The following is a 13,852-nucleotide window of genomic DNA, read 5'->3' as shown; positions in this document are numbered from 1 at the left end:
AGGGGCCTCTTGCAGTTGAGACAACGGTCTGCCTCCTCGACTATGTGCAGCGCCAATTCGAACCTCTCCCTTTGTGTCATCTGTGCACCCCCGCCCCCCGGCAGGATGGCGCGCGTGCTAACCCCAGATTCCGCCACGGGAGAGATGAGGTCAAGCGAGAACGACGTGCTGCCCCTCTGCACTCGTGGGCACAGGCGGGCTAGACCGCGGACCGACCCAAGAGGAAGGCCCGGACCGCCGACTCGGCGGCAAAGGGCACGCTCCTCTCCACGCCCCTCATGCAGTCCTCGAGCGAGCATGGCTCGTGGACGCAGGGAACGACGAGGTCGACTCCCTGCGCGTACGCGGCCTCGAGCTCGTCGGAGCAGCTTCCCACCACCGCGACCACCGGCTTGCCCTGCGCCTTCGCACGACGTGCCACGCCGACCGGCGCCTTCCCGCAGGCGGACTGGGCGTCCATCCTTCCCTCGCCGGTGATGACGAGGTCAACCCCCGCAAGCGCCTGGTCGATGCCGACGGCATCCAGAACGAGCTCGATGCCACGTCCCGGCCTGGCGTCGGCGAGCGCCATGAGGCAAGCGCCCAGGCCTCCGGCAGCACCGGCGCCCTCCACAGCCGCGACGTCCCTGCTGCAGACGCGGTGCAGGAGCTCGCCCCATCCGCTCATCCACCCGTCATAACGGTCGAGCTCGCGTGGGTCCAGCCCCTTCTGGGGTCCGAACACCCTCACCGCCCCAGCGGGGCCAACGAGCGGGTTGGTGACGTCGAGCAGGAGCTCCATGTCCACCTCCCCAAGGCGCGGGTCCAAGCCCGAGACGTCCAGCGACTCCACGCGCACGAGCCCTGCGAGGCCCTCCTCGACGGGCATGCCGTAGCGGTCGAGGAGCCTGGCCCCGAGCGCCTTGGCGAGTCCTGCGCCGCCGTCGCTGGTGGCACTGCCGCCCAGGCCGACAAGCACCCTCCGCGCGTCCTGGTCCAGTGCGTCAAGCAGCAGCTGCCCCAGGCCGAAGCTCGAGGCGGCAAGGGCGGAGGCGGGGCTGCGGTCGGAGAGGCCGATGCCTATGGCCTCCGCCGCCTCGAGCACGGCGCACCCGTCGTCCAGCAGCGCATAGCGCGCGTCGACGGGCACGCCCAAGGGTCCCCTGACCTCGAGGTGTCGCAACCTGCCACTCCGAGCGGCAAGCAGGGCGTCGATGGTTCCCTCTCCCCCGTCCGCGATGGGCAGACAAAGGACGCGTGCGTCAGGATCTACCCGACGCACGCCTCTCTCGACGAGCTCTGCGATTGTCCTGCTCGACGCCGAGCCCTTGAAGGAGTCGGACGCCACCAGCACGCTCAGCGACATGGACGACGACCTCCCGTCGGCCTCGGTTCCCGAGACGCCCTAGAAGGAGCAGCCGCCCCCGATGGTGCAGACGCCGCCCGCAGGCGCCGCCTCGTCAGCGGAGGTTGCCCCCACTACAAACTCCTTGGCCAGATAGGCCACGATGTCGCCAGACTCGTACAGGGGGGCGCCGTCGATGAAGAGGCAGGGCACCTGCCTCTCGCCGCCCACCTCGACGAGGTGGTTGAGGTCCTCCTCGCTGCGGCTGATGTTGTGCAGGGGCAGCTCGATGCCGTTCTTCTCCATGAACGAGAGGACCTTGTGGCAGAAGGGACAACCGTCCTTGATGTAGAGCTCGAGCGTCTTTTCAGCCATAACGGACTCGCTTTCTTCGCATGCGGTGGATGGGACCGCGCCTTGTCTCTGATGGGAGTCATATACCCCAAGCGGAGTCGTGCGAAGCACCGGGCATGGGGTCGGTCGTCCCTCCTTCAACGGCGCCCGCTCACGGCAAGGCCTAGGAGACGAGCATCCTGCCCAGGGCGATTCCGCAACCCACGGCAAAAAGGCAGCTCGCCACGTTGGCGACGACGTTGAACGCGGCTCCGGCCCAGTTGCCGGAAGAGACGAGCTGGAAGGTCTCGTTGGAGAAGGTGGAAAAGGTGGAGAGGCCGCCGCAGAGGCCCACCGCCAGGAAGAGCCGCAGCCTCTCGGGCATCGGGGCGGCAAGGCCCACCCCGGTGACCAGGCCGATGAGCAGGGCAGCGAGCAGGTTGGCGACCAGCGTGCCCGCGGGCAGCGACGGGGCGACCCCCTTGAGCCACACACCCAGCTGCCAGCGTCCCAGGCTGCCCAGGAAGCCTCCCAGGCCAACCGCAAGTGCCTCCATGGCACACCTCCATAGCAAAGGGGCGGATGGATGGCCCACCCGCCCCGAAGACACAGAATGACAAGGGCTGACACGACTCTCGCCACCCCGGAGAGCAGGGCTAGAGGAGCCTCAGCGAGACCTCCTTGAGCTGGCGGTCGCTGACCTCGCCGGGCGCGTCGCTCATGAGGTCGGAGCCCGAGGTGGTCTTGGGGAAGGCCATGACGTCGCGGATCGAGTCTGACCCGGCGAGCAGCATGCAGACGCGGTCCAGGCCCAGGGCGAAGCCGCCCATGGGGGGCGCGCCGAACTCGAGGGCCTCCATCAGGAAGCCGAACTGCTCCTTGGCGCGCGCCTCATCGAAGCCCAGCAGGCGCAGGACCTGCATCTGGAGCTCGGCGTCGTGGATGCGCATGCCGCCGCCGCCCGCCTCGAAGCCGTCCATGACGAAGTCGTAGGTGTGCGAGCCGATGGAGAGGACCTCGTCGCGGTCCTCGCTCGCAAGCAGGCCGAGCTGGTCCTCGATTGGCTGGGTGAAGGGTTGGTGCTCCGCCGCGAAGGCGTTGCGCTCCTCGTCCCAGTGGAAGAGCGGGAAGTCGACCACCCAGAGGAAGTCGTGACCCTCGCGCGGCAGGTCGAGGGCGTCGGCCATGTGGTTGCGCATGCCGCCCAGAATCTGGTCGGCCTCGAGGCGGCTGCCCACCGCGAAGAGCACGAGGTCGCCCGGCTCGACGGAGAGCTCGGCGCGCACACCCTGGACCTCCTCCTCCGAGAGGAACTTCGCGATGGGGCTCTTCAGGCTGCCGTCCTCATGGAAGGCGAGGTAGGCCAGGCCCTTGGCGCCGAAGCCCGCCGCGACCTCGGAGAGGCGGTCGATCTTGGAGCGTGCCCAGCTGCCCGCACCCTTGGCGCAGATGGCCTTGACATGGGCCTTGGGGTCGGCGGCGGCACTCGCGAAGAGCTTGAACTTCGAGGCCGAGAAGACCTCGCTCACGTCGTGGATCTCCATCCCGATGCGAGTGTCGGGCTTGTCGCTGCCATAGCGGTCCATGGCGTCCCAGTAGCCGATGCGCCGCAGGGGAAGCTCCATCCTGACCCCGACCTTGGAGAAGGCGTCGGCCAGGACCTCCTCGAGCTCGCCCATGACGTCGTCCTGCTCGACGAAGCTCATCTCGATGTCCACCTGCGTGAACTCGGGCTGTCGGTCGGCGCGCAGGTCCTCGTCGCGGAAGCACTTGGCGACCTGGTAGTAGCGCTCGACGCCGCCCACCATGAGCAGCTGCTTCAGAAGCTGCGGGGACTGCGGCAGGGCGTAGAAGTGGCCCGGCTGCGTGCGGCTGGGCACCAGGAAGTCGCGGGCGCCCTCGGGGGTCGACTTGAAGAGCGCGGGGGTCTCGACCTCCATGAACTCGCGGCCGTGCAGGGCCTCGCGCAGGGCGAAGGTGAAGTCGGAGCGCAGGCGCAGGCGCCCCATCATGCTGGGACGGCGCAGGTCGAGGTAGCGGTAGCGCAGGCGGATGTCCTCGGAGATGTCGAGCTGGTCCTCGATCTGGAAGGCGGGGGTCTTGGAGCGGTTGAGCACCTCGACGCTCGCGGCCAGGACCTCGATCTGGCCGGTCGCCACCTTCTCGTTCGCCTCGGGACGCTCGCGCACGACGCCCTGGACCTTGATGGGCCACTCGGGACGGATGGCCTCCGCCACGTGGAAGGCATCGCCGCCCGCGTGGTCGGGGTCGAACGAGACCTGCGTCAGGCCCTCGCGGTCGCGCAGGTCGACGAAGACCATGCCGCCGTGGTCGCGACGGTGCCAGACCCAGCCCGTGAGGGTAACCTCGTGGCCGATGTCGGAGGTGCGGAGCTCCCCGCAGGTGTGGGTGTGCATGCTGTGTGAGTCCATGGGTTCCTCTCGCCTCTTCCGCCCCGTGCCGTTGCGGGCGGACCTACAGATGACGGCGTCCCGGCGTAGACGGCGCCGACGCGCGCAACACGCCAGTCTAGCAGCATCGGGGTGCGTCGCGACGGCCCGCGCCGATGCGGCCCCACAGGCCGACGAACACTCCATGCCGACATGCCGAAGCAGCAAAGCGAACGGGTCGGGGGGCAACCTTAAGGTTTGCTTATTTCTCTGCCCAGGTCGTTGCCATGGGACGGGGGCTTAAGGTATATTGCGAATTGGATCACCGCCCGGAATTAGACACCACCCATCTAGCACCCATGGATTGCGCGAGCGCACGCGACGCGTGGTGCCTCGCTGCGTCCGATGCGGAGCGGAGCAGAGATGCCTCTAGACGATTCCACCGACACGAGCGCCAGCCGACCCGGAGCCCCCAAGAGCCCCCTGGGGGAGGACGCGCGGCAGCACGCCGCCCACCTTGGGCAAACCGCCCAGGCGGACATCCCGGGCATACCGCCCGTCATAGGTGCCGCGGGAACCGCCGGCAGCGACTTCGACGAGCGCGCCGCGGCCGCCCTCAGGAACGCCAAGGAGCGCCGCGCCAAGCGCAGGCGCAAGCGCCTCGTCAAGATCGGCGTCTTCGCCGGCATCCTCGTGCTGGCCGTCGTCGGCATCACGGTCGCGCGCAACCTTGCCGCAGGCTCCCAGGTGACGCCCCCCTCCACCGCCACGGTCACCCGCGCGGACTTCGAGACCACCGTCAACGCGTCCGCAAAGGCGCAGCCGCTCTCTTCCACCGTCGTCACGCCCGAGGTCGAGGGCATCATCGAGAGCGTCTCGGTGAGCGAGGGGGCCGAGGTGAGCGAGGGCGACGTGCTTCTCACCCTCAGGAGCGACGAGCTCGAGAAGGGCATCCGCGACGCCAACCAGGGCGTCGCCGCGCGCAACAACGCGCTCTCCGCCGCCCAGTCGTCGTTCGACCGCGCATGGGAGGACTACGAGAAGGCACTCGACGCCTGGAACTCGGCGCCCAGCGCGGAGGCGCAGGCAAGTCTCACCGACCCCGACGTGGCCTACAAGGCGGCGGCCGAGGCGCAGAACGCCGTCGACAGCGCACGGCTCGAGCTCGAGACGGCCAACAGCGCCTATTCCGACGCGGTCGCCAAGGCGGCGAAGCGCACCGTCAAGGCGCCCTGCTCGGGCAGCGTCGTGGCCATGAACGCCGTCGTGGGAGCTGCCGTGGGACAGGGCTCCGGTGGCGGCCAGGGCAGCAGCGGACCTCTCATCCAGATTGCGGACATCTCTCAGATGAAGGTGAACGCCCAGGTCAACGAGGCAGACATCTCCAACCTCGCCGTTGGCCAGACTGCCACCGTGACCTTCTCGGCCGTGCCGGACGCCATCATGGACGCCACGGTCACGCGCATCGCCACGGTCTCCACGGGCTCGGGCGACAACGGCTCGGGCGTCGTCACCTACACGGTCGAGCTCCTCATCCCCTCTCCCGATGCGCGCATCAAGCCCGGCATGACGGCAAGCGCCTCCATCAAGACCCAGAGCATACCTGCCGCGCTCACGCTCCCCTCCGGCGCGGTCATGACGGACGAGTCCGGCAACCCCTACGTCGAGGTGGTCAAGCTCTCCGAAGACGGCATGTCCGTCGTGTCGAGCGAGACGAAGCAGGTGAAGGTCATCGCCAAGAACTCCACCGACACGGTGGTCGAGGGCGTGAACGAGGGCGACGTCGTGCTTAACGGCGCTGCCGGCTCCGAGGGCACGGGTGCTGGCACCGACGCCGGCGCGGCGCTCTAGGCGAGGTCGGCCATGGATCTTGTCCTGGAAGTCCACGACATCCACCGCATCTACGAGACCGACGCGGGCTTCACGCACGCGCTCAAGGGCGTCTCGCTCGCGGTCGAGCGCGGCGAGTTCCTCTGCATCATGGGCCCCTCGGGCTCGGGCAAGTCCACGCTCATGAACGTCCTGGGCTGCCTCGACACGCCCAGCTCGGGCACCTACATCCTCGAGGGCGTCGACGTGTCCTCCCTGGACGACGACGAGCTCGCCCAGGTCAGGGCGACGCGCATCGGCTTCGTGTTCCAGTCGTTCAACCTGCTGCCCCGCTCCACGGTCATGCGCAACGTCATGCTCCCGCTCGTCTACTCGGACTGCCCCGTGGGAAGGCGAGAGGAGCGCGCCATCCGCGCGCTCAGCGCTGTGTCGCTCCCGGAGGAGTACTACGACCACAAGTCAAACGAGCTCTCGGGGGGCCAGATGCAGCGCGTGGCGATCGCCCGCGCGCTGGTCAACGACCCGGCGCTCATCCTGGCCGACGAACCCACCGGCAACCTCGACTCCGCGACCGGCGAGATGGTGCTCAGGACCTTCCGTCGCCTACGCGACGAGGGCAAGACCGTCGTGCTCATCACGCACGACCCCGAGGTCTCCTCCTGGGCAGACCGTACCGTGCACATCAGGGACGGCATCCTGCTCACCGACGAGCAGGAGCGCAGCCTCAGGGGCAGCGCCCATTCCGTCAGGGGGCTCACATGAGGGCACGTGACATCGCCACCGAGACCTGGGAGGCGCTCGACGCCAACCGCGGCCGCTCGCTGCTGACCATCCTCGGCATCGTCATCGGCATCAGCGCCGTCATCGCCATGACCGCGCTGATCGGCGGAATAAAGCAGTCCATCGTAGAGAGCCTAGGCCTCAACCAGGCGCGCGCCGTGTACATCTCGATCTACAACGGGACGATGGTCGACCAGAGCAGCGTGGACAACATCGCCCGAATGCTTCCCGACTACGAGTTCGTGACCGGCATCTCGATGGGCTCGGCCGACGCGAGCACGGGCAAGAAGAAGGAGTCCGCCTCGGTCATGGGCGTGAGCCCGGAGTACTTCCAGGCGCAGAGCATCAAGGCGGCGAGCGGCCGCCTCATCGACGCCAGGGACGTGACCTCGGCGAGCACCGTCGCCCTCCTCGACCAGACGGGCGTGCAGACGCTCTTCGGCGATGCCGAGGCAGACGTCGTGGGCAAGTCGCTGCGCCTGGGCAACGACGACTACACCATCGTTGGCGTGCTCCCCGCGCGCTCGGGCTCCATGGGCATGTCCCTCCCGGTCTACGTGCCCCGCAGCACCTGCAGCGCACGCATCACCGGCAGCCCCTCCGTGGACGAGATCATCGCCTTCGCGCGGGAGGGCGTGGACATAGACGACCTCGTCGACCGCACGACCTCGAGGCTCAAGGAGTTCTACCACTCGACGGACGAAGGGGTCGAGGGCGGCTCGGGCATCTCGGTGTACTCGGTCAAGGCCATCGCCGACCAGCTCAACATGACCATGGCCGCCTTCCAGGCACTGATGGTCACCGTCGCCAGCATCTCGCTGCTGGTGGGTGGCATCGGCATCATGAACATGATGCTCACCAACGTCACCGAGCGCATACGCGAGATCGGCCTGCGCAAGGCGCTGGGGGCGAGAAGCTCCGACATCACGGCCCAGTTCCTCTGCGAGTCGATCTGCCTCTGCCTCGCAGGGGGCGTCATCGGCATCGTCCTGGGTTACCTGGGCGCCTTCGGCCTCGCCAAGGCGGCAGGAGCGGGCATCATGACCGGCATGGGGGGCTCCGGCGGCATCACGCCCGTCATAGACCCCACCGCCGTCACGCTGGCGGCAGGCATCTGCGTGGCCATCGGCGTCATCTTCGGCTACTATCCCGCACGCCATGCCGCACGCCTCGACCCGGTGGAGTCCCTGCACTTCCAGTAGGTGCGGGACCATGCCGCGCGCCGACCTGGCGGGGGCGGCCTGGCGAGGCCTATACTCAGGCAGGTGGAAGCGCCCGGAAGGGCCTGGGGAAAGGCAGGGACATGCCATACGAGGCGGCCATCTTCGACCTGGACGGGACCCTGCTCGACACCCTCGACGACCTGCACGCCTCGGTCAACTTCGCCCTCGTCTCCGAGGGACTGCCCGCGCGCTCCCGGAGCGACGTGAGGGCCTTCCTGGGAAACGGCGTGGCCCGTCTCGTCCACCTGAGCGTCCCCGAGGGAACGCCCGAGGAGCAGGAGGCACGGGCGCTCGCGACCTTCCGCGAGCACTACGCCCGCCACAACGCCCAGCTGACGGCCCCCTACCCGCAGGTCGGGGAGCTGCTGCGCATCCTATCGGGCGAGGGGGTGCTGAGGGCCGTCGTGTCCAACAAGCCCGACTCGGCCGTCCAGGACCTGGTGGCGACCTACTTCGGTGGCCTCTTCGACGCGGTCGTGGGCGAGCGTCCCGACGTGAGGCGCAAGCCCGCACCCGACTCCCTCCTGGCGGTCATGTCCCAGCTGGGAGTCGCCCCCGAACGGGTGGCGTACGTGGGCGACTCCGAGGTGGACCTCCAGACGGCTCGGAACGCCGGCGTGGACTGCATAGCCGTGAGCTGGGGCTTCAGGGACGAGGACTGGCTGCGCTCCCAGGGCGCGGCAAGGATCGTGGGCACGACCGAGGAGCTCGCCGAGGCCATCCTGTTCTGAGGCCGAGGGGGCGTCATCCCTCGGCAGAGGGGTGGAGACGACACCAGGCTCGATGCAGGACCGACCAGAGGCCTTACGCCGACGGCAACCCCGCACCATTACGACCTCGTGCCGGTGACGGGTCAAGCCTCCCCCACCCGCACGTCCCTAGGCCACGTTTGCCTAAAGCATCGCGAACCGGCGAATGGGAGCGGCCGCGGGGCGGTACTATTTTTTCAGCAGCACCGTTGGCAGTATTCCTTCGAGAAAGGATGCGATATGGGCAAGAAGGCAGCTGAGGAGCTCGAGATAAATTACGACGAGCTGGCCGATTACCTGCACAGCAACCACTCCGTGTACATGAAGGTCGACAACGACGTCTACTACCTCACCGACGTCAACTTCGAGGCGTGGCGTGCGCAGGACACCAGCCGGCGCAACTCCAAGAACCACTTCGTCGACTGCAGCGACCTCGTGCCGACCGTCGACGAGTTCCTCTCCCTTCCGTTCATGCATGGCAAGACCATCAAGGACGTCTTCGACTCCGCCAAGTTCTATGCCTCGGTGAAGGGCGTCAAGGAGCCCTAGGCCCCTCCCCTCGTTCGCGATAGCACGCATCGGACCGCGTCTGCCAGCTGGCAGCGCGGTCTTTTCTTGCGCGCGACCACAGCGGTCGGAAGGTCCCAAGGCCGACCGCGGGGGAAGCCTGCGGGCTGGATGCGCAGAACAGCAACGGACTGCGCGTCATTCTCGCCTGACCTGGGCAAAGGCGAGAGGACCGCGCATTCCACGATTGGTCTGCGCGGCCCTCTCCCTTTCTTCTGGCGCTCCCTTTCTTCTGGCGCTCGAACCGGGCGGCCGCAGATGACGACCCCTAGCGCTTGGGCTCCTGCGCCTCGCGGCTCTCCGCGACCTCCAGGTCCTCGTCTTCCTTGGTGAAGCCCTTCTCGAGCATGGGAAGGAGCATGCGGTAGGAGTTCTCCGTCGCGTTCACGTGCGGGGACTTCTTGGCGTAGCGCTTGACCGCCGCCGCAGACTTGTTGATGGCCACGAGGGTGCCGGCGCCGGCGACGCATCCGCCTGGGCAGGCCATACCCTCGAGCAGGTAGCCAGGGTACTTGCCCTTCACGGCGTCCTTCATCATCTTGCGGCACTCGTCCAGGCCCTCCGCGTTGACGACGTTGACCACGCGGTCGGGGTAGCGACGATGAATGGCGTTGACGACGGCGTTCGCGACGCCGCCCGCCACGGCAAAGTTGCGGCCATCCGTGCTGGCAACGTCGAAGTCGCTCTTGTTGTCGTCCTCGAGGCTCAGGTAGTCGATGTCCTTTGAGGCCATCATGCCGGCCATCTCCTCGAAGGTGAGGACGAAGTCGACCTCGCTGCGCACGCTCCTGCGCATGGCCTCGAGCTTCTTGGCGGCACAGGGGCCCACGAAGACGATTTTGGCGTTGGGGTGCTGTGCGCGGATCATGCGGGCGGTGAGCGTCATGGGCGTGAGCGCCATGCTGACGCAGTTGGCATGCTCGGGGAACTCGCGCTTGGCCATGACCGACCAGGCGGGACAGCAGCTCGTGCCCATGAAGGGCAGCTTGTCGGGAACCTCCTCGAGGAAGTCCTCCGCCTCCTGCATGGTGCAGAGGTCGGCGCCCAGAGCAACCTCCTCCACGCCCGAGAAGCCCAGGAGCTTGAATGCCTCGCGCAGCTTGCCCACGTTGCCCTTGCCCCCGAACTGGCCCACGAACGAGGGGGCGACGGCGGCGATGACCTCCTGGCCCGAATGTATGGCCCAGATGACCTGGGCGATCTGACTCTTGTCGGCGATGGCGCCGAAGGGGCAGTTGACCAGGCACTGCCCGCAGCTCACGCACTTCTCGTAGTCGATGTCGGCGCGCCCGTGCTCGTCGGAGCCGATGGCGTTCATGCCGCAGGCGGCGGCGCAGGGACGAACGTGGTGATGGATGGCCTGGTAGGGGCAGGTCTTGGCGCACATGCCGCAGTGGATGCAGGCGTCCTGGTCGATGAACGCCCGCTTGTCCACGAACGAGATGGCGTTCTTGGGACAGATCTCTCGGCAGGGGTGGGCGAGGCAGCCCTGGCAGGTGTTGGTGACCTCGTAGACGTTGTCCTTGCACGCGTTGCAGGCGAACTTGATCACGTTGATCAGAGGAGGCTCGTAGTAGGCGAGGTCCGCCGTCTCGGCCTCCTTGAAGCCGTCCGAGATGCGTGCCGGGCGCTCGACGCCCTGCAGGGGAAGGCCCATGGCGAGGCGGATGCGCTCGCCGATGATGGCGCGCTCGAGGAAGACGCTCTCGCGGTAGGTCGCGACGTCGCCGGGGAGAATCTTGAACGGCAGCTCGTCGAAGGCATCGTCGATGTCGCTGTCGGTCTTGCCGGGGTCGTCCCCCATCGCGTAGCAGACCTTTGCCACCTCGCGGAAGACGTTGCGACGAATCTCGGTAAGGTTGGTGTACACGCCACGCATGCTGCCGGCCATAGGAACCTCTCTCGCGTGCGCCGGACGAACCGGCGTCCCCTCCTGAGCCGGCCCCCGCCGGCGTGCGCCCCATCGGGCTGCCCCACCAGTATGCATCAAAGCGAGAACCACGTGGACACGCGGGCCGCAGGCAGGCGTCCGCGAGGGTGCTAGCCGCGGCGGCGGAGCCAGAGGTCCTCTCCTGGGCGCCCCGCACAGGTGGCACGGCCGCCCCTCGGCCCTGTGCTAGCCGCGGCGGCGGAGCCAGAGGTCCTCTCCCTTGGGGAAGGCCTCCTCGAAGCGGGCGGGCCAGGCGGTCGAGAGGCGCAGGTGCTCGCCCGTCACGGGATGGTCGAGCTCCTCCTCGATGGCGTGCAGCATGAGCGAGGGCTCCGGACCCGCGTTGCGGCTCCGGGCACTGCGGGGAGTGGCGCGACCGGACCTGCTGCCATAGAGCACGTCCCCCACCAGGGGGAAGCCGAGTTGAGAGAGGTGGACGCGTATCTGGTGGCGACGTCCCGTCAGGAGTTCGACGGCCACGAGGGAGCGATGGCCGTCCGTGTCCAGCAGCCTCACGCGGGTGTGGGAGGGCTTGCCGCCGCGGCTCGCGCGCATGCGACGGGCGTCGTGGCGGTCGCGGCCCAGGGGGAGCTCGATGTCGCGCGTCCCTGTGGGAAAGCGCCCCTCCACCAGGGCGACGTAGCACTTGCGGATGCCACGCATGGCCACGAGGGCATCCAACCTGGGCTGGGTCATCTTGTCAAGCGAGAAGAGCACGAGTCCCGAGGTGTCGACGTCCAGCCTCTGGACGGGCTGCAGGCCACTGGCGTCCGTCCCCTGGGCCTCGAGGAGCTCGCGCAGATCGTCCGTGAGGGTGCGGGCGCCGCTGCCGTCGCCATGAACCAGGATGCCCTGGGGCTTGTCCACCGCGGCGAGCCACTGGTCCTGGTAGATGAGCTCGAGCTCTTTGCCCACGTTCCTCTCCCCTCCCGCCGGTCGGCCCCTGCCAGCTGGCGAGGGCACATCATCCGGCAAATCTCACCTGCCGGGTGCTAGACGTACATGCCTTTCATTTTTGTCGGTACATTCTTGACCACGATATACCGGCAAACGCGCCAAAATAACTCATATGACAATGATGTGATCTGTTTATCGGTCTTTCTCTGCCGACAAACAGGCAAGTTGAGCTACTACTGCACAGCGTCTTCTTGTTTGCCGGCAGGTCGTATCACCCCTCAGCCATGGACCACGGCGACATGAATTTTGGTAGAACTTGTGGACGAGCCTGACGCTTCGCCCCAAACTGCCAAACTCTCGCCAGTCGTGCGACCCTTCCAAGCTGCCCTCGGTTCCGTGAACGGTATGGGCCCAGCAGCATACCCTGCAGGCTGGTGCCAGCCATATGCAGGAAATCACCTGCTCAGAATCCTATTCTCTGGCAAAGCGAGCCGGTACCTTGGCGTGCGAGCTACCCACGTCCCGCCGCACGCGGCAACGAGCTAGCTGTACCCCATCGCGCACAGCAGAAGACGAGGAGAATAACGTGGCCATCTACCTGGGAGGACGAACGGCACTTGACATCTGGCGACGCGCATCCCTGGGGCTATGCGCGATGCCCATCAGCTGCACGTGCACCAGCCTCGTTGACTCCGCCGCTTCATCAAGAGAGCTTGTCGCGGCAGTCCAGTCTCTTCTCCTTGCAGGAGCCATCCCCGACGAGGGTGGATGCCACCGAGACCTGGAACCAAGGACGCAGCTCCCTGGCGTTGTCCAAAGATGCGCGCGCCCATTCGAACTCCTGGTAGACCACAAGAACAAGTCACATCGAATGAGGGGCGCAAAGGTACGGGTATGTCGCTCCACTCTCCCGTCGGGATCCTTGTTCCGGATTCCGAACACGGACGTCCGCCTCGCATCACCCGAGCTCATCTTCCTGCAGCTTGGCAACGGGAGGGCGCTTCTGCCAAAAATCGAGCTTGGAATGGAGCTCTGCGGAAGCTACGTGAGGGGTGACCTCGCCCCGCAAGGCCAGACGGAGCTCGAACATGGGGAGAGGGGACGAGTCCCTCGGCTAGATGCTGGATGCGAGGGGAGGCCATCCTTGACAAATGTCGCCCGATTGCATGAGTTTTTAAATGAGTCGAAAGGCATGCACGGTATCGTGGCATCCAGGCGCGCCTTGCGTTGGGTGCTCGACGGTGCCAGATCGCCACGTGAGAGCGCCCTCCACCTTGCCCTCGACCTGCCATCCAAGCTGGGTGGATATGGCATGGGCACCCCCTTGCTCAATCACCCTTTGGATCTGGGGGCAGGCATGCGAGCTGGCTCCTGCATTGCCGACCTTGCATACCCGAAGGAACGCGTCGTGGTTGAATATGACGGGTTCGCGCCACATGGTGGAAGGCGCCTCGAATCGGGCGAAGTCGTCTTTGACGCAGACAAGGTGCTTGACGACAAGGACCGCTGGAGCCGCATACAGGCGGCGGGATGGAAGCTGGTAGTGTTCTGTGGCAGGGACACGACGTCCTTCCCTCGCTTTGACACGAAGGCGAGGCAGCTCGCCAGCTACCTTGGAAAAGCCGTCTTGGACGGTGGAGCCGAAACCACGCAAGCGAGAGACAGGCTGAGGCGCTGGTTGTTCAATCCACATAGGCATCAGCTGTGAGCCAGGAGGGCACTACCGCCAAGCCGACTTCGATAAGACGTCGACTCCCGACCCGAGCTGAATTGTCGGTACTTTCCGAGCAATGAGGTGCCGACAAACGAACGCATATGCCCTCAAAGTG

General features: G+C 66.8%; 12 protein-coding genes. 6 read left to right on the top strand and 6 right to left on the bottom strand.

The features are described 5' to 3' along the window. Positions 1 to 199 precede the first annotated feature (199 nt). The 4 genes from ACMPH2_RS08730 to aspS form a co-directional block, all read right to left on the bottom strand. A complete protein-coding gene (locus tag ACMPH2_RS08730) occupies positions 200 to 1,345 on the bottom strand; it encodes a glycerate kinase family protein (RefSeq protein ID WP_417119231.1) in 1,146 nt (381 codons plus the stop codon). A gap of 39 nt (positions 1,346 to 1,384) precedes the next feature. Further along, entirely contained in the window at positions 1,385 to 1,699 is a 315-nt protein-coding gene (locus ACMPH2_RS08725; protein WP_417119230.1) for a glutaredoxin family protein, read from the bottom strand. 142 nt (positions 1,700 to 1,841) lie between these two features. Beyond that, positions 1,842 to 2,213 (bottom strand): fluoride efflux transporter CrcB, encoded by a 372-nt coding sequence (gene crcB / locus ACMPH2_RS08720; protein ID WP_009277939.1) that lies wholly within the window; start codon positions 2,211 to 2,213, stop codon positions 1,842 to 1,844. Between the two features lie 100 nt (positions 2,214 to 2,313). Next, positions 2,314 to 4,089 carry an aspartate--tRNA ligase gene (gene aspS / locus ACMPH2_RS08715; RefSeq protein ID WP_417119229.1) on the bottom strand — a complete coding sequence of 592 codons (1,776 nt, stop codon included), beginning with the start codon at positions 4,087 to 4,089 and terminating at the stop codon, positions 2,314 to 2,316. A 381-nt stretch (positions 4,090 to 4,470) separates the two neighbouring features. Here aspS and ACMPH2_RS08710 point away from each other — a divergent pair, with 381 nt between their 5' ends. From ACMPH2_RS08710 to ACMPH2_RS08690, 5 genes are all read left to right on the top strand, one after another. Next, positions 4,471 to 5,898: an efflux RND transporter periplasmic adaptor subunit gene (locus ACMPH2_RS08710; protein WP_417119228.1), complete on the top strand. Its 1,428-nt coding sequence runs from the start codon at positions 4,471 to 4,473 to the stop codon at positions 5,896 to 5,898. A 12-nt stretch (positions 5,899 to 5,910) separates the two neighbouring features. Further along, a complete protein-coding gene (locus ACMPH2_RS08705; RefSeq protein ID WP_417119227.1) occupies positions 5,911 to 6,639 on the top strand; it encodes an ABC transporter ATP-binding protein in 729 nt (242 codons plus the stop codon). Beyond that, complete coding sequence (locus ACMPH2_RS08700; protein ID WP_417119226.1) at positions 6,636 to 7,859, top strand: ABC transporter permease; 1,224 nt, start codon at positions 6,636 to 6,638, stop codon at positions 7,857 to 7,859. The genes ACMPH2_RS08705 and ACMPH2_RS08700 overlap by 4 nt, the downstream gene beginning before the upstream one ends. 101 nt (positions 7,860 to 7,960) lie before the next feature. Further along, positions 7,961 to 8,611, top strand: a complete 651-nt coding sequence (locus ACMPH2_RS08695; RefSeq protein WP_417119225.1) for an HAD family hydrolase — start codon at positions 7,961 to 7,963, stop codon at positions 8,609 to 8,611. Between the two features lie 258 nt (positions 8,612 to 8,869). Continuing rightward, complete coding sequence (locus ACMPH2_RS08690) at positions 8,870 to 9,178, top strand: hypothetical protein (protein ID WP_009277945.1); 309 nt, start codon at positions 8,870 to 8,872, stop codon at positions 9,176 to 9,178. Between the two features lie 286 nt (positions 9,179 to 9,464). On the opposite strand, the gene ACMPH2_RS08685 is transcribed toward ACMPH2_RS08690, so the two are convergent. Together ACMPH2_RS08685 and ACMPH2_RS08680 are read right to left on the bottom strand one after the other, a co-directional pair. Next, positions 9,465 to 11,087 (bottom strand): 4Fe-4S dicluster domain-containing protein, encoded by a 1,623-nt coding sequence (locus ACMPH2_RS08685; protein WP_062529576.1) that lies wholly within the window; start codon positions 11,085 to 11,087, stop codon positions 9,465 to 9,467. 225 nt (positions 11,088 to 11,312) lie between these two features. Next, entirely contained in the window at positions 11,313 to 12,041 is a 729-nt protein-coding gene (locus ACMPH2_RS08680) for an RluA family pseudouridine synthase (protein WP_417119224.1), read from the bottom strand. Between the two features lie 1,126 nt (positions 12,042 to 13,167). Between ACMPH2_RS08680 and ACMPH2_RS08675 the strand changes: the two genes are divergently transcribed. Next, complete coding sequence (locus tag ACMPH2_RS08675; protein ID WP_156439366.1) at positions 13,168 to 13,731, top strand: hypothetical protein; 564 nt, start codon at positions 13,168 to 13,170, stop codon at positions 13,729 to 13,731. The last annotated feature ends 121 nt before the right edge of the window (positions 13,732 to 13,852 follow it).

This window comes from Olsenella phocaeensis, assembly GCF_048189965.1.
GTDB lineage: Bacteria > Actinomycetota > Coriobacteriia > Coriobacteriales > Atopobiaceae > Olsenella_I > Olsenella_I phocaeensis.
Note: the sequence above shows the minus strand (reverse complement) of the source record. Positions and strands in the feature narration are given on the sequence as shown.